The sequence below is a fragment of the Nocardia albiluteola genome, from assembly GCF_018860155.1.
GTDB lineage: Bacteria > Actinomycetota > Actinomycetes > Mycobacteriales > Mycobacteriaceae > Nocardia > Nocardia albiluteola.
In genome coordinates, this window is record NZ_JAHKNI010000013.1 from 37,156 (window position 1) to 52,057 (window position 14,902).

The 14,902-nt window shown below is 67.9% G+C and carries 12 protein-coding genes, 1 tRNA gene and 1 riboswitch; of the genes, 7 read left to right on the forward strand and 6 right to left on the reverse strand.

Going from position 1 to position 14,902, the window contains the following annotated elements:
* Positions 1–83: 83 nt before the first annotated feature.
* Positions 84–1,910: an acyl-CoA dehydrogenase gene (locus KO481_RS31600; RefSeq protein WP_215922140.1), complete on the reverse strand. Its 1,827-nt coding sequence runs from the start codon at positions 1,908–1,910 to the stop codon at positions 84–86.
* Positions 1,911–2,337: 427 nt separating this feature from the next.
* On the opposite strand from KO481_RS31600, the gene KO481_RS31605 reads away from it, so the two are divergent.
* Positions 2,338–2,946 carry a TetR/AcrR family transcriptional regulator gene (locus KO481_RS31605; protein ID WP_308166841.1) on the forward strand — a complete coding sequence of 203 codons (609 nt, stop codon included), beginning with the start codon at positions 2,338–2,340 and terminating at the stop codon, positions 2,944–2,946.
* A gap of 151 nt (positions 2,947–3,097) precedes the next feature.
* Positions 3,098–3,224: riboswitch (TPP riboswitch) on the forward strand.
* Positions 3,216–4,856: a phosphomethylpyrimidine synthase ThiC gene (thiC, locus tag KO481_RS31610; protein WP_215922142.1), complete on the forward strand. Its 1,641-nt coding sequence runs from the start codon at positions 3,216–3,218 to the stop codon at positions 4,854–4,856. (Overlaps the previous riboswitch by 9 nt.)
* A gap of 99 nt (positions 4,857–4,955) precedes the next feature.
* On the opposite strand, the gene KO481_RS31615 is transcribed toward thiC, so the two are convergent.
* The gene (locus KO481_RS31615) at positions 4,956–5,393 is read right to left on the reverse strand and encodes a nuclear transport factor 2 family protein (RefSeq protein WP_215922143.1); all 438 of its coding nucleotides are present in this window, start codon (positions 5,391–5,393) and stop codon (positions 4,956–4,958) included.
* A 451-nt stretch (positions 5,394–5,844) separates the two neighbouring features.
* On the opposite strand from KO481_RS31615, the gene KO481_RS31625 reads away from it, so the two are divergent.
* Together KO481_RS31625 and KO481_RS31630 are read left to right on the forward strand one after the other, a co-directional pair.
* A complete protein-coding gene (locus KO481_RS31625) occupies positions 5,845–7,923 on the forward strand; it encodes a DUF1003 domain-containing protein (RefSeq protein WP_215922144.1) in 2,079 nt (692 codons plus the stop codon).
* A gap of 31 nt (positions 7,924–7,954) precedes the next feature.
* Complete coding sequence (locus KO481_RS31630; RefSeq protein WP_215922145.1) at positions 7,955–8,554, forward strand: cadmium resistance transporter; 600 nt, start codon at positions 7,955–7,957, stop codon at positions 8,552–8,554.
* A gap of 50 nt (positions 8,555–8,604) precedes the next feature.
* On the opposite strand, the gene KO481_RS31635 is transcribed toward KO481_RS31630, so the two are convergent.
* Positions 8,605–9,252 carry a TetR/AcrR family transcriptional regulator gene (locus KO481_RS31635; RefSeq protein ID WP_215922146.1) on the reverse strand — a complete coding sequence of 216 codons (648 nt, stop codon included), beginning with the start codon at positions 9,250–9,252 and terminating at the stop codon, positions 8,605–8,607.
* Positions 9,253–9,339: 87 nt separating this feature from the next.
* Here KO481_RS31635 and KO481_RS31640 point away from each other — a divergent pair, with 87 nt between their 5' ends.
* Positions 9,340–10,476 carry an epoxide hydrolase family protein gene (locus KO481_RS31640; protein WP_215922147.1) on the forward strand — a complete coding sequence of 379 codons (1,137 nt, stop codon included), beginning with the start codon at positions 9,340–9,342 and terminating at the stop codon, positions 10,474–10,476.
* Positions 10,477–10,560: 84 nt separating this feature from the next.
* On the opposite strand, the gene KO481_RS31645 is transcribed toward KO481_RS31640, so the two are convergent.
* On the reverse strand, positions 10,561–11,706 hold the full coding sequence (locus KO481_RS31645) for a GTP-binding protein (protein WP_308166842.1): 1,146 nt from the start codon (positions 11,704–11,706) through the stop codon (positions 10,561–10,563).
* 73 nt (positions 11,707–11,779) lie between these two features.
* On the opposite strand from KO481_RS31645, the gene thiD reads away from it, so the two are divergent.
* On the forward strand, positions 11,780–12,628 hold the full coding sequence (gene thiD, locus KO481_RS31650; protein ID WP_215922149.1) for a bifunctional hydroxymethylpyrimidine kinase/phosphomethylpyrimidine kinase: 849 nt from the start codon (positions 11,780–11,782) through the stop codon (positions 12,626–12,628).
* A 113-nt stretch (positions 12,629–12,741) separates the two neighbouring features.
* Positions 12,742–13,986 (forward strand): bifunctional glycosyltransferase family 2/GtrA family protein, encoded by a 1,245-nt coding sequence (locus KO481_RS31655; protein ID WP_215922150.1) that lies wholly within the window; start codon positions 12,742–12,744, stop codon positions 13,984–13,986.
* A gap of 131 nt (positions 13,987–14,117) precedes the next feature.
* Here KO481_RS31655 and KO481_RS31660 read toward each other — a convergent pair.
* Together KO481_RS31660 and KO481_RS31665 are read right to left on the reverse strand one after the other, a co-directional pair.
* A tRNA-Glu gene (locus KO481_RS31660) sits at positions 14,118–14,190 on the reverse strand.
* A gap of 85 nt (positions 14,191–14,275) precedes the next feature.
* On the reverse strand, positions 14,276–14,896 hold the full coding sequence (locus KO481_RS31665; RefSeq protein WP_215922151.1) for a TetR/AcrR family transcriptional regulator: 621 nt from the start codon (positions 14,894–14,896) through the stop codon (positions 14,276–14,278).
* Positions 14,897–14,902: the final 6 nt, after the last annotated feature.

Here is a 14,902-nt window from a genome sequence, read left to right on the forward strand (position 1 = left end):
GCCGGCGCCCCGAGGACTCGGGTACGTCAGCCCCGAGGGCGTCCCGCGTGGAACGGGACGCCGTCGGGCAGAACGCGATCAGCTCAGAACGCGGCCTCGTCGAGGTGCATGATGTCGTTGTCGAGGTTCTCGATCACGCTGCGCACCGCGCTCAGCAGCGGCAGCTTGTTCTTCGCGAACCACGAAGCGACGCCGACCTTTCCGGTGTAGAAGAGGCGGTCTTTCTCCGAGGGGCTACCGCTCAGGGCGGCCTGGGCGACCTTGGCCGCCTCCAGCAGTCGCCAGGCGATGACCAGATCACCGGTGGCATGCAGGAATCGCACCGAACCCAGGCCGACCTTGTAGATCTCGTCCGGATCCTGTTGCGAGGCCATCAGATAGCCGGTCAGCGTCGCGGCCATCGCCTGCACGTCCGCCAGCGCCGCGCCGAGCAGGGCCTGCTCGGACTTCAGTTCCGCGGCATCGGAATCGACGAACTTCTGGATGAGCCCGGCCACATGCCCCAGCGCCACCCCCTTGTCGCGAACGATCTTGCGGAAGAAGAAGTCCTGCGCCTGAATCGCGGTGGTGCCCTCGTACAGCGAGTCGATCTTCACATCGCGGATGTACTGCTCGATCGGATAGTCCTGCAGATATCCGGAACCACCGAAGGTCTGCAGCGATTCGGTGAGCGTCTCGTATGCCCGCTCCGACCCGACGCCCTTGACGATCGGCAGCAGCAGATCGTTCACCCGCGCGGCGACGTCGGCGTCCGCGCCGAAGGCGGCCGCGGCGACGTCGGCGTTCTGGTAGGCCGAGCAGTACAGGTACAGCGCGCGCAGTCCCTCCGAATACGCCTTCTGCACCGCCAGGCTGCGGCGGATATCCGGGTGATGGGTGATGGTGACGCGCGGCGCCGCCTTGTTGCTGTTCTGCGTCAGATCCGCGCCCTGCACGCGAGTCTTGGCGTACTCCAGGGCATTCAGATAACCGGTCGAGAGCGTGCCCGCGGACAGCACGCCCACCATCATGCGCGCGTTCTCGATCACCTTGAACATCTGCGCGATGCCGTTGTGCACGTCGCCGACCAGGTAGCCGACGGCCGGATGGTCCGCGCCGAAGGTCAATTCGCAGGTGGGCGAGGACTTGATGCCCATCTTGTGCTCGAGGTTGGTGACGTACACGCCGTTGCGCTCGCCCAGAGTCATCGTCTGCGAATCGAACAGGAACTTGGGCACCATGAACAGCGACAGTCCCTTGGTGCCGGGCCCCGCGCCCTCGGGCCGGGCCAGGGTGAGGTGGAAGATGTTGTCGGCGGTGTCGCCCACCTCGCCGCCGGAGATGAACCGCTTGACGCCCTCGATATGCCAGGTGCCGTCGGCCTGCTGGATCGCCTTGGTGCGGCCCATGCCGACATCCGAGCCCGCGTCGGGCTCGGTGAGCACCATCGTTCCGCCCCAGCGGCTTTCCCATGCGTGCGTGGCCCAGCGCTGCTGTTCCTCGGTGCCCTCGCGGAACAGCACCTCGTGCATGAGCGGGCCCATATTGAAGAAGCTCGCCGAATTGTGCGCGGCCACAAGCATTTCCTGGGTCGCCCAGATCAGCGCCGAGGGCGCGGAGACGCCGCCCATCTCCTCGGGCATGCCCAGCCCGGACCAGCCCGCCTCGTTGACCGCCGCCACGGTCTTGCGCAGCGAGTCGGGGACGGTGATGGAGTGGGTGGCGGGGTCGAAGGTGACCGGATTGCGGTCGGCGTCGACGAAGGAATCCGCGACCGGCCCTTCGGCCAGCCGCAGCACCTCGGTGAGCATCCCGCGCGCGGTCTCGCTATCCAGATCGCCGTAGGCGCCGCCGTCCAGCAGCGCCCCGATTCCCAGCATCTCGAACAAGTTGAACTCGATATCACGCAGGTTCGCCTTGTAGTGCGACACGGACCGGCCTCCTCGGCTGGATTGCAGCGCACGACCCGAGCGGCATCGCCGACCCCGCCTCGCACGCTGGTTGACGGTGGTATCTGGAGGTTGCCGTACGACCATCAGGCTACGCAACCGTAGGGTCGTAATGTTTTCGCCCGTTAACCCGCCCCACCACCGAACAGGCGATTGCCATAGCTTCCTCGGTGTACCGAAATTCACATCACAGTATTTGCTGAATATTGTCTGCGGTCCGCTCGATGTCGGCCCGAGAACACCGTCCCGACCCGCTGATATCTTTGTCCGCATGACGCCGGACCCGGAGATACGGCCTCCGCTTCGCTCCGGCGAGCCGGGGCCCCCTGAGCACCGGCCCTTCCCTCCCTCCGCTCCCCCGCTTCGCTCCTCCGCTCCACTCAGTCCAGGCCCGGCGCGGGCCCCGGCGGTGCAGCCGCGCCGGCGCGCCGCGCACCTGGGGCCCGAACGCCGCCGCCCGCAGGTACTCGATACCGCGCTGCGGATCGCGGTCGAGCACGGTATCGCCGCGGTCACCATCGCCGCCGTGTCCGAGCGGATGAGCGTCACCCGCCCGGTCGTCTACGCCTGCTACGCCGACCGGGTCGAGCTCATCGACGCGCTGATCCGGCGCGAGGAGGAGTACCTCATGGCGGGCATCCTCGACGTGCTGCCACGCCGCCGCGTCGAGGCCGACGAGGAGGTTTTCGTCGGGGGCTTCCGGGTGCTGCTGGAGACGATCGCCGCGCGGCCCGATACGTGGAAACTGTTGTCCGGCAACCCGGATCCCGCCGTCGCGGGCTCGTTCGGCCGGGGCCGTCGCCTGGCGCTGGAACGCTGCACGCGCCGCCTGCTGCCCACCCTGCACGCCTGGGGCACCGACGAGCCCGAGCGAAAGCTGCCCGTCCTGGTCGAGCTGTGGGTGTCCGCGGGTGAGGGCGCGGTCCGGACGCTGCTGTCCGGACAGGGGGAATGGACTCCGCACGAACTCGGCGCCTTCGTCGGCGCGGCGGTGTATCGCGCCCTTCGCAGCGCCTGATCGGGTTTGCCGGTGCCGCGGCCCGATGCACCGAGGCTATCGAATACCCAGGTCAACCTATAGCCGCTGGTGAGTGCGGCGGATTTCGGCCAACTCGGCGGTGGGGTGACGCGCGCCCCGGAAAGCCATGTACTCTCGCTCCAAGTACCACAACCGAACATGCGGGGGCTCGCACCAGCGGGCTGAGAGGACGGCTAGCCCATTCGGGCGGATCAGGGCCGTCGACCGTTCGAACCTGACCGGGTAATGCCGGCGTAGGGAGGATTCACATGTCATCGAAACATGTCCAGACCACGGTCGACACCGTGACGACCGGCCCCATTCAGGGCAGCGTCAAGCACTACCAGCAGGTCGAGGACCTGCGCATTCCCGTGCGGCGCATCAACCTGACCAATGGTGAGCACTTCGACGTCTACGACACCTCGGGGCCGTACACCGATTCCAGCGCCACCATCGACGTGGAGGCCGGCCTGCCCAAGCTGCGCGACGGCTGGGCCAAGCCCGACCTCGACGGCCCGCGCACCCAGCTGGCCTGGGCCCGCCAGGGCATCATCACCAGCGAGATGCGGTATATCGCTGCGCGCGAAGGGGTTTCGCCCGAGCTGGTGCGCGACGAGGTGGCCGGGGGCCGCGCGGTGATCCCGGCCAACCACAATCATCCCGAATCCGAGCCGATGATCATCGGCAAGAAGTTCGCGGTGAAAATCAATGCGAACATCGGCAATTCGGCCGTCACCTCCTCCATCGCCGAGGAGGTCGAGAAGATGGTGTGGGCCACCCGCTGGGGCGCGGACACCATCATGGACCTGTCCACCGGCAAGAACATTCACGAGACCCGCGAGTGGATCCTGCGCAACTCCCCGGTTCCGGTCGGCACCGTGCCGATCTACCAGGCCCTCGAGAAGGTGAACGGCGATCCCACCCAGCTCACCTGGGAGATCTACCGCGACACCGTGATCGAGCAGGCCGAGCAGGGCGTGGACTACATGACGGTGCACGCCGGCGTGCTGCTGCGCTACGTGCCACTGACCGCCAAGCGCGTCACCGGCATCGTCTCGCGCGGCGGGTCGATCATGGCCGCGTGGTGCCTGGCGCATCATCAGGAATCGTTCCTGTACACCAACTTTGCCGAGCTGTGCGAGATCCTGGCGAAGTACGACATCACGTTCTCCCTCGGCGACGGCCTGCGTCCCGGCTCGATCGCCGACGCCAACGACGAGGCGCAGTTCGCCGAGCTGCGCACCCTCGGCGAGCTGACCAAGATCGCGAAATCCCATGGCGTGCAGGTGATGATCGAGGGCCCCGGCCACGTGCCGATGCACAAGATCGTGGAGAACGTGCGGCTCGAGGAGGAGCTGTGCGAGGAGGCGCCCTTCTACACCCTGGGCCCCCTGGCCACCGATATCGCCCCGGCCTACGACCACATCACCTCCGCGATCGGCGCGGCGATCATCGCCCAGGCGGGCACGGCCATGCTGTGCTACGTCACCCCCAAGGAGCACCTGGGCCTGCCCAACCGCGACGACGTGAAGACCGGCGTCATCACCTACAAGATCGCCGCGCACGCCGCCGACCTGGCCAAGGGGCACCCCGGTGCCCAGGCGCGCGATGACGCACTGTCCACCGCGCGCTTCGAATTCCGCTGGCACGACCAGTTCGCCCTGTCGCTCGATCCGGACACCGCCCGCGAATTCCACGACGAGACCCTGCCCGCCGAACCTGCCAAGACGGCGCACTTCTGCTCGATGTGCGGCCCGAAGTTCTGCTCCATGCGCATCTCCGCCGACGTGCGGGAGTACGCGGAGAAACAGGGCCTGACCGATGTCGAGGCGATCGAGGCCGGAATGGACGCCAAGTCGGCCGAATTCGTCGAATCCGGCGGCAAGGTGTACCTGCCCGTCGTCTCGTAATCCCTGCTCCCGCACGGCGATCCCGGTTCCGGCCTCCCCGCGGAGGCCGGGGTCCCGCCTGACCCCGGCCTCCTCCGGGACGACGGAACCGGGTTCGCGTCAGCGGGTGCTTACGACGGCAGCAGTGCCGAAGACGTCGCGGTGCCCCCGCGCGGTATCCATGTACTCGCGGACGCGGTGGATGCGGCCGTCCTGCAGCTCGAAGACGAAGCAGTAGTCGTTGCGGTAGGTGTTTCCGTTCGCCAGTGTCGCGCTCATCGTTTCCTCCACGATCACCCGGTCTCCGTCCGAGTAGAAGCCGCGGAAGTCCACCGCGACGTCGCTGGTGAACAACCGCGAGAACTCGTGTGCGAGGAAGTGTGTGATTGCCTGCCTGCCGATCATGTGGCTGGGAGCGTCGAGCGCGACCGCGGTGGCGTTGCCCGCCGGAGCAAGCCACTCCGCGTCCTCGGTGAAGAACGCTTCGATCTGCTCGGCGTCATGACCGGCAAACGCCCGCCATGCCGCCTGCACGATGCCTCGGTTATCGGTAGTCATGGATCGAAAGTACAAGCGGCACCGGACGTTATGCTGGCGGAAAACAGACAAGCTCATCCGCAGCCGCGACCGCCCTTGTCTGTAACGAACCTCAGTCGCGGCGCTGCCAGCGAAAAGCGAACTCGTCCAGGCCCGGTGGCGGGCCCGGCAGCGAGTGCACGTCGGCGTCCACCACTCGCTGCAGAAATCCGATCAGCACCGCCCAGTCGTCCGAATCTTCCAGGGCCGCTGCGGCTTCGGTGTTATAGCGACGGAGGCCCCGCCGCCAGCGGTGTAGGCGGGCGGAAGGGGGTGACCGGATCCGCGGCGGCGGTTCCCATGGTGGCCAGGCACGCTCACTTTCACGGATGTACTTGTGCGACCGGGCAACTTCTCTGCAGGGCCCGCCACAGGTCAGTACCCTCGGCAGGACGAGTACCGGATGACGTTCGGCTGGGGTTGTATGTCAACGATGACGGCTTTGATATCCGAGGGCACCGCGACGTCGCCGCTCGACGGTGCGGCGCTCGTCCCCGGCCCGGACGGTGACGCGGCGCGGCAGCCGGTTGTGCTGGCCGACGAGCGGATCGGCGTGAACGATGCCATCGCGGCGGCGCTGACGCGGTGGGTCGGGTCCATGCCCGCGCTGTATGTCGTGCTGGTCATCTTCGGGGCGTGGATGACCGCCGCGACGTGGTGGGCGCCGCTGCACCGGCTGGACCCCTACCCGTTTCCGTTCCTGCTGTTCCTGGACAACGTCGCGCAACTCGTGCTGTGCCTGGTGATCATGGTCGGGCAGCGCGTACTCGGCAAGGCCGCCGACCGGCGGGCGGTGCAGACCTACGAGAACGCGGAGGAGATCTTCCGGCAGGTCGCGGACCTGCAGGCGCACTTGGACAGGCACGACCAGGCGCTGAGCCGCGGGGTGAGCCTGCTGGAATCGCGCCCGCATCCGTGGATCGAGCGGCATCGGGTGCAGAATCCGCCGCAGGCCCGCGACGAGATGGTCAACACCAATCAGCGCATCGCAGCCTGGCTGACCAAACGCCTGGGCAATGTCTGGGCCTTCTATCTCGCCGCGGGCACGCAGGTGGTCTGGGTGCTCTCGGCCGTGCTGGGTCTGCAGCACTTCGATCGATATCCGTTCGCGTTCATGAGCTTTCTATCCACCCTGGCCCAGCTGCTGTTCATGATCATCATCATGGTCGGCCAGGACGTGCTCGGCCGCGCGGGCGATCGCCGATCCGAGCAGACGTACCTGGACGCGGAGGCCATCCTCTACGAGTGCCGTCGTATGAAGGCGCGCCTGTCCGCCCAGGACCGCATCATCGACAGCCTCGCCGGCTACACCTCAACACACGCCGTCGAACAGCTCGCCCAGGCCGTCCACGCCGACCCCGCGCTGCGCCGGCACGAGGCGCACGCCCGCATCGTCAGCGGCAGCGCGGGATCGAACAACCCTGCCCGGCACCAGAATTGGGAAGATCTGGCCGAGGATTCCAAACACTCGTATCGGGAGCGCGCGCGGCGCCTCGGCGAGGATCTGACCGAGATCGGCTGCCTCATCGTGCCCACCTACGATCCCGCGCTCAACGTCGTGCTCAGCGACGAGGAGGTGCAGGCCCTGGCCCGGCTCGACTACGAGCGCTGGACCGCCGGATGGGCGACCGTCGCCGCCCCGGCCGGGTATGGCATCGACACGAGCAAGGAGCCGGTCTCCTGGGACAGCCTGCCCGAGCAGGCGCGGGCCATCGGCGTCGCCGCCGCGCGACGCGTCCCGATGGCGCTGGCCCGTGCGGGATTTCAGGTGTTGCGCGACGTGCGCACGACCGACGGCGGAGCGGGCGAGGCCGACTTCACGCCGCAGGAGTGGGCCGTCCTGCAGCAGGCGCTGATGGCAGCCGGTGTGCTGGTCGCCATCGCGGAGGGGAGCGTCGACGCCGAGGAGATGTTCACCCTGGTCAAGAAGCTGCGCGAGGTCGCCATCACCCATCCGAGGCGATTCATCCGCGAGCTGGCCGGATCGTCCAGCTACGACACCGGGCTGCGGCCGGACAGTACATATGCCGAATACACCCCGATAGCCATCGACGTGATCGCCTCCGCCGCAAGCATTGTCGGCCGGGTCGCCCCGGACGAGCTGCTTCCCTTCCAGGTTTTGCTGGGCGAGATCGCCGAGGAGGTCGGCGATGCCAACCTGGAGGGCGGCTTCTTCGGCCTCGGCGCGCAGCGCCGATTCGGCAACGAGATCACCGCGATTGCGGCGGTGTACGAGGCGGCGGGCTTGACCGTCCCCCAGTCGACCTCCACCCCGAAACCCGGTAGGGCATCGAAGGCCGGAACCACCACGCAGCCCGAGATCACCACGCAGCCCGAGATCACCACGCAGCCAGGGACTTCCACGAAGCCCGACGACGCCACCGAGCACAGTACCGCCGCCGACATCGAGACAACCGCGAGCCCAGCAAGCCCCGATGGCGCCCCGGCGCCCCGCACGGCCGCGGCGCCGGCCGATGCCATACCGCCCGAGCATCGACCGTCGGCCGAATGAATCCCCCGTCGCCGATCCCGGAGCAGTCGCGGTGACCGCCGAACAATTGGTGATGGCGGTCGTCGCCTTCGTCGGCACCGCCGTCGACGACCTGGTCGTGCTGGCCGCACTCTTCCTGACGCGCAGCGTATCCGGACGTCCCCGCGCCTGGGCGATCGTCGGTGGTCAGTACGTCGGATATGCCGCGATCCTGGTCCTGGCGCTGGCGGCGGCGTCGGGCCTGCGTATCGTGCCCAACCGCTGGATCTGGCTGCTCGGGCTGGTTCCGATCGCCTTCGGTATCTGGAGCCTGTGGCAGCTACGCGGCACCGCCGCGATCGACCGAAAGCCGCTGGCGTGCAGTATGTCCGGCATTGCCACGCTCGCATTTGCCAACGGCGCGGACAATATCGCCATCTTCACGCCCCTGTTCCGCAGCCTCCGCATCTCCGGTTCCGTGCTGACCGCGGTCCTGTTCCTGGCGTTGATCGGACTCTGGTGCGCGATCGGAGCGGCGCTGGGCACCAACCGTGCCGCCGCGGCCACCGCGGGCCGCGTCGCGCACTGGCTGGTGCCGCTGGTCTTCATCGGCATCGGGCTGCTCGTCGTCATCGATGGCGGAGCCACGCTGGCGGCCCGGCACTCAGGGTAAGGCTCAGGCGTGTTCGTGCACCGGCGAGACAGTTGCCGGGCGGTCCGGGCTCATCCCGCCGGCTGCCAGCGGTAGGCGAATTCGCCGGGCTCGGGTGGCGGGCCGGGCAGCTCCGAGTCGACCGTCAGGCCGTCGATGATCACGGACAGCATGCGGCGGCGGAACTGCGCGGCACGAACCGGGTCGGGATGGGTTATGGCGGAGCAGGATTCGAGGATCAGGCCGATGTCGGTGGTGGCGATCCCGGCGCGCAGACGACCGGATCGGCCGGCCCGGCGGAGGATGTCCTCGCTCAGCTCACCCGAGCGGACGACCTCCGGCACGATCTCGTCGTCGGGGGTGAAGGTGCCGGCGAGACGCACGGCCAGCGAATGGACGTCGGCGTCGACCACTCGATGCAGGAACTCCACCAGCACCTGCCAGTCGTCCGGATTCTGTAGCGCTGCTTCAGCTTCGGCGTTGAAGCGACGCAGGCCGTTGTAGCAGAGGGTGCGCAGCAGCGCCTCCTTGGACGGGTAGCGGCGATACAGCGCACTGATCCCGACACCGGCCCGCTCGGCCACCGCGGCGATGGGGGCGCCCGCATCGGCGAGGAACACCTCGCGGGCGGCATCCAGGATGATTCCGTCGTTACGGGCGGCCTGAGCCCTGCGGCCCGACAGACCCTTGAGAGCTGGGGTTTCGGCGGTATTCGGCATGGGTTCAGACTAACAGTTGAAACGGAATGATCCGTTCTGATAGAGTTCAATCAGAACAAAGTATTCCGTTCCAATAAGGGAGACATCATGACCGCCACCATCCACCCCTTCCGCATCGACGTCCCCCAGGTCCAGCTGGACGATCTGGCCGACCGACTGCGCCGGGCCCTGTGGCCGAGCGAGCTGCCGGCCGTCGGCGACGCCTATGGCGTACCCGGCGATCGGGTGCGCGCGCTGGCTCAGTACTGGCTCGACGAATTCGACTGGCGCGCATTGGAAACCCGGCTGAACACCTACCCGCAGTTCGTCACCGAGATCGATGGCGAGGACATTCATTTCCTGTACGTCCGCTCGACCCGCGACGACGCGACCCCGGTGATCCTCACCCACGGCTGGCCGGGTTCGATCCTGGAATTCCTCGACCTCATCGCACCGCTGACCGAGCCCGAATCGGCCGACGCGCCCGCCTTCCACGTGGTGATTCCCTCCCTGCCGGGCTACGGATTCTCCGGACCGACCCACACCACCGGATGGGGTTGTCACCGCACCGCGCGCGCCTGGCTGGAGTTGATGGACCGGCTGGGCTACGCGCGCTTCGCCGCGATCGGCAACGACGGCGGTTCGATGGTCTCGCCCGAGATGGCCCGCATCGCGCCCGACCGCCTGATCGGAGTCCATGTGACACAACTGTTTTCGTTCCCCTCCGGCGACCCCGCCGAGATGGAGGGGCTGTCACAGGAGGATGCGGCCGCGCTGGCGCACCTGCAGTGGTTCATGGACAACAAGATGGCGTTCAACATCCTGCACAGCCAGCAGCCGCAGACCCTGGCCTATGCGCTCGCCGATTCCCCGCTGGGGCTGCTCGGCTGGAACGCCCAGCTGTTCGGCGAGTCCCTGGACGCGGACTTCGTGATCGGCAACGTGGCGATCTATTGGCTCACCGGCACCGCGGCCTCCGCGATCCGCTTCTACTACGAGGACGCGCACGCCCCCCGGTCCGCCCCGGAGCCCACCACCGTGCCCATCGCGCTGGCCATGTTCAAGGGCGATTTCCAGTCGATCCGGCGATTCGCCGAGCGCGACCACAAGAAGATCGTCAGTTGGAACAGTTACGACGTCAGCTCGGGGAGCACCAGCGCCAACGACGCCGCCGGGCACTACGCCGCGCACGAGGCGCCCGAGGTGCTGCTCGCCGATATCCGGCAGTTCTTCGCCGGGCTGTGATCGCCGCGAGCAGGGGCATCAGCCGTCGCCGCGACACCCGGCCCCGAGCAGATGCTCCGAGCTCGCCACCACCCGTTCCAGGCCCTAGGCGTGTTCGTGCAGCACGCCCCAGGACGGGAACGGGTCCGGGTACGCCGCCCAGGCCCGCGGCCCGGCGGCGAGCTCGGCATCGGTGAGCAGCGCCGAGGTGAGCAGGTCCCGCACGTGCGGGCGGTCCAGGCGCACGCCGATGAAGACGATCTCCTGCCCCGGCGGCATCTCCAGCGAACTCCAGTAACCGCCCGCCTCGAACGTCAGGTTCGGCCCCGCCTGCGACCAGATGGCGGCCAGCTCCGGGCGCGAGGCCAGCCAGCAGAAGCCCTTGCTGCGCAGCAGCCGATTCAGCTGGGCGAGAGCGGATTCCAGGCGTTGCGGATGGAAGGGCCGGTCGGCGGTGAAGGTCAGGCTGCTGATGCCGTACTCCTCGGTCTCGGGGGTGTGCCCGCCCGACAATTCCTCTTCCCAGCCGTCGAATTGGGCCGCGGTCTCGGGGCTGTAGCGGCCGGTGCCCAGCACCTCGTCCAGTTCGACCACGCCGTGGGTGGATCGCAGGATGCGCGCCGCGGGGTTCATGCGACGGATCGTGGCCTCCACGGTGCCAACGGCATTCGCGCTCACCAGGTCGGTCTTGTTGAGTATCAGCACATTCGCGAACTCGACCTGATCGACGAGCAGGTCGGCGATGGTGCGCTCGTCCCCCTCTCCGGCCTGCATGTTCCGCTCCGCCAGGGCCTGTCCCTGCACCACCTCGGCGAGGAAGGTGGAGGCGTCGACCACGGTCACCATGGTGTCCAGCCGGGCGAGATCGCCGAGCCGGAAGCCATCCTCGAATTCCCATTCGAAGGTGGCCGCGACCGGCATCGGCTCGGAGATTCCGGTCGATTCGATGACCAGCTGATCGAATCGACCCTCGCGCGCCAGCTTCCCGACCGATTCGATCAGATCCTCACGCAGCGTGCAGCAGATGCAGCCGTTGGTCAGCTCGACCAGTTTCTCCTGGGTGCGGTCCAGGTGGCCCTGGCCCGCGACGAGCGCGGCGTCGATGTTCACCTCGCTCATGTCATTCACGATCACCGCCACGCGGCGGCCGTCGCGGTTGGCGAGGATGTGGTTGAGCAGGGTCGTCTTGCCCGCGCCGAGGAATCCGGACAGGACGGTGACGGGCAGCGGGGCCTGGGTCGATTCGGTCACAAAGTAATGATAATCGTTTTCATTAAGCTCGGTCGCGGCGGGTCTCGGATCGGCGCGTCGTAGTGTTTGGCTCGTGGAACTGTTACCTCTGACACCCGATGGCCGCACCCCGGTCCGCGCGCTGACCATCGCCGGAACCGATTCCGGCGGCGGCGCGGGCATCCAGGCCGACACCCGAACCATGGCCATGCTGGGCGTGCACGCCTGCGTCGCGGTGGCGGCGGTAACGGTGCAGAACTCGGTGGGGGTCAGCGGATTTCACGAGATTCCGCCGCAGGTCGTCGCGGATCAGGTGCGTGTGGTGGTGAGCGATATCGGTATCGGCGCCGCCAAGACCGGCATGCTCGCCTCGACCGCGATCATCGAGGCCGTCGCGCAGGTGTGCCGGGAGGTGGGCATCGGGCGTGACGGCACGATCCCGCTGGTGGTCGATCCGGTGGCGGCCTCCATGCACGGCGACCCGCTGCTGCACGCGGAGGCCCTGGATGCGGTGCGGCACACGCTGATTCCGCTCGCCACCGTCGTCACCCCGAATCTGGACGAGGTGCGCCTGCTCACCGGCGTCGACGTCGTCGACGATCGCACCGCCCGCAAGGCCGCCGAGGCGCTGCTCGCCCTTGGCCCGCGGTGGGCGATCGTGAAGGGCGGGCACCTGCGCTCCTCGGAACTCAGCACCGACCTGCTGTACGACGGCGACACCTTCCGCGAGCTGACCGCCCCGCGCATCGCCACCGGCAACGACCACGGCGGCGGCGACACCCTGGCCGCGGCCACCGCCTGCGCGCTCGCACACGGATACCCGGTCCCCGAGGCGGTGGCCTTCGCGAAGGAGTGGACGCGGCGCTGTCTGGAGGCCTCGTACGATCTCGGGGCGGGGCACGGGCCGGTCTCGCCGCTGTGGCGTTTACATCAAACGAAGTAGCATGCCAGATTGTCGCGGCGGAACGGCATTTCGCAAGCTCAGGAGCGTCCCTCACAGATATCTCACAGCTTGACCGCAGCCTCGCCCAAGACTGGTACTCAAGGGTGGTGACCATGACCGACACCGCTACGGCCGCCTTCGAGTGCGAACCGGCCGATGCCGTACTGACTCCGGTGCTGGATGTGGTGATCCCGGTCTACAACGAGGAGCGCGATCTCGACGGCTGTGTGCGCCGGCTCCATGCATTCCTGGAGAACGGTTTCCCGTTCACCGCACGCATCACCATCGCCGACAACGCCTCGACCGACACCACCCTCGACGTCGCGCGGGATCTGGCGGACGAGTTCGAGAACGTGCGGGTGGTGCACCTGGACCGCAAGGGCCGCGGCCGCGCGCTGCGGGCGGTCTGGGAGGCCTCGGACGCCGAGGTCGTCGCGTACATGGACGTGGATCTGTCCACCGATCTCAATGCGCTGCTGCCGCTGGTCGCCCCCCTGGTGTCCGGCCACTCGGACCTGGCGATCGGCACCCGGCTGGCGAAGTCCTCACGGGTCGTGCGCGGACCCAAGCGCGAATTCATCTCCCGCTGCTACAACCTGATCCTCAAGGCCTCCCTGCAGGCACGCTTCTCCGACGCCCAGTGCGGCTTCAAGGCCATGCGCACCGACGTCGGCCAGCTCGTGCTGCCGCTGGTGCAGGATGGCGAGTGGTTCTTCGACACCGAACTGCTGGTGATCGCCGAGCGCGCCGGACTGCGCATCCACGAGGTGCCGGTGGACTGGATCGACGACCCGGACTCCCGCGTGGACATCATCGACACCGCGCGCAAGGACCTGCAGGGGGTGTGGCGGCTGGGCCGGGCGCTGGCCACCGGCGCGCTGCCCATCAACGAGCTGCGCGCGGCGATCGGCCGCGAACCGCTCGTGGAGGGGGTGCCGCTCGGTATGGTCGGGCAGGCCGTGCGCTTCGGCATCGTCGGCGCGGTCTCCACGCTGACCTACATGGTCCTGTTCCTGTTGCTGCAGCCGCTCACCGGCGGCCAGGTGGCGAACTTCCTGGCGCTGCTGATCACCGCGATCGGCAACACCGCGGCCAACCGGGCGTTCACGTTCGGGGTGCGCGGTTCGACCAAGGCGTTCTCGCATCAGGTCCAGGGCCTGCTCATCTTCGCCTTCACGTGGGGCCTGACCAGTGGTTCGCTGTTCGCGCTGCATCACTGGGCGCCGAAGGCGGTGGTGCACCTGGAACTGCTGGTGCTGGTGGTCGCCAACCTGATCGCGACGCTGATCCGATTCCTGGGACTGCGGTGGGTGTTCCGTAATGCGGTCGGTGGGCAGCGAGTGGTCGAGACGATCTGACGCCGCGGTGCCGATCTCGCTTGGGCCGCAATAGATCTGGAACGGGACGACGAATCCGTCGGGCCGGCAGGGACTTTCGGCTGGTGAAAGAACTGTGGCTCATGCTCTGTACGAGCATGAGCCACATTTTGTAGTCCCGACGGGATTTGAACCCGCGCTACCGCCTTGAGAGGGCGGCGTCCTAGGCCGCTAGACGACGGGACCAGAACAAGCGTTGTTCAGAGTAGCCGCCCGCGGGCCTAGGACCAAATCGGGTTACCCCGGTCACAGCCGTTGCGCTAGGGCGCCCTCAACCTCGCGGCCGGGCCTCGAGGGCGGAGTGCAGGGTGGCGGACCACTGCATCACGATCTGTTTGCGACGCGTCGAATCGTCGGTGAGCACGTCGGCCAGTCCAAGGCCGCGGGCCAGGTCGAGGGTCGCCTGGACCAGGTGATGGGCGACCGGATCGGAATCGTCGACCCCCAGGGCCGCAACGGCCGTGCGGTGCGAGACCCGGCCGAAATGCGCCTCCAGCGGGACGATGCGCTCGCGCAGCGCGGGATCGGCGGCCGCGTGTGTCCACACCTGTAGAGCCGCCTTGAACAGCGGGGTCGTGTACGACTCGACCAGCCCGGCCACCACCGCCTCGGTGCGCGCGACACCCTCGGCGATCCCGCGCAACGTCGTCGCCTCGGCCGTCGCCTGCGTCATGCGGGTGTCGAACATGTACTCGAGCGCGGCGGTGATCAGGTCCTCCCGGGTGGGAAAGTGATGCTGGGCCGCACCGCGCGACACCCCGGCCCGCTCGGCGACCACGGCGACGGTGGCCGCCGCCCAGCCCATCTCGGCCAGGGCCTCGATGGTCGCCTCGAGCAACCGCTGCCGGGTTGCCCGGCTGCGGTCCTGCTTGGGTTCGTGCGGGGTAGCCATGGGCAG

What these genes read in the sequence shown, in the direction of transcription:
- KO481_RS31625 (WP_215922144.1), top strand. Translation starts at nt 5,845, where the DNA reads ATGACGGCTTTGATATCCGAGGGCACCGCGACGTCGCCGCTCGACGGT.
- KO481_RS31635 (WP_215922146.1), bottom strand. Translation starts at nt 9,252, where the DNA reads ATGCCGAATACCGCCGAAACCCCAGCTCTCAAGGGTCTGTCGGGCCGC.
- KO481_RS31655 (WP_215922150.1), top strand. Translation starts at nt 12,742, where the DNA reads ATGACCGACACCGCTACGGCCGCCTTCGAGTGCGAACCGGCCGATGCC.
- thiC (WP_215922142.1), top strand. Translation starts at nt 3,216, where the DNA reads ATGTCATCGAAACATGTCCAGACCACGGTCGACACCGTGACGACCGGC.
- KO481_RS31615 (WP_215922143.1), bottom strand. Translation starts at nt 5,393, where the DNA reads ATGACTACCGATAACCGAGGCATCGTGCAGGCGGCATGGCGGGCGTTT.
- KO481_RS31640 (WP_215922147.1), top strand. Translation starts at nt 9,340, where the DNA reads ATGACCGCCACCATCCACCCCTTCCGCATCGACGTCCCCCAGGTCCAG.
- KO481_RS31665 (WP_215922151.1), bottom strand. Translation starts at nt 14,896, where the DNA reads ATGGCTACCCCGCACGAACCCAAGCAGGACCGCAGCCGGGCAACCCGG.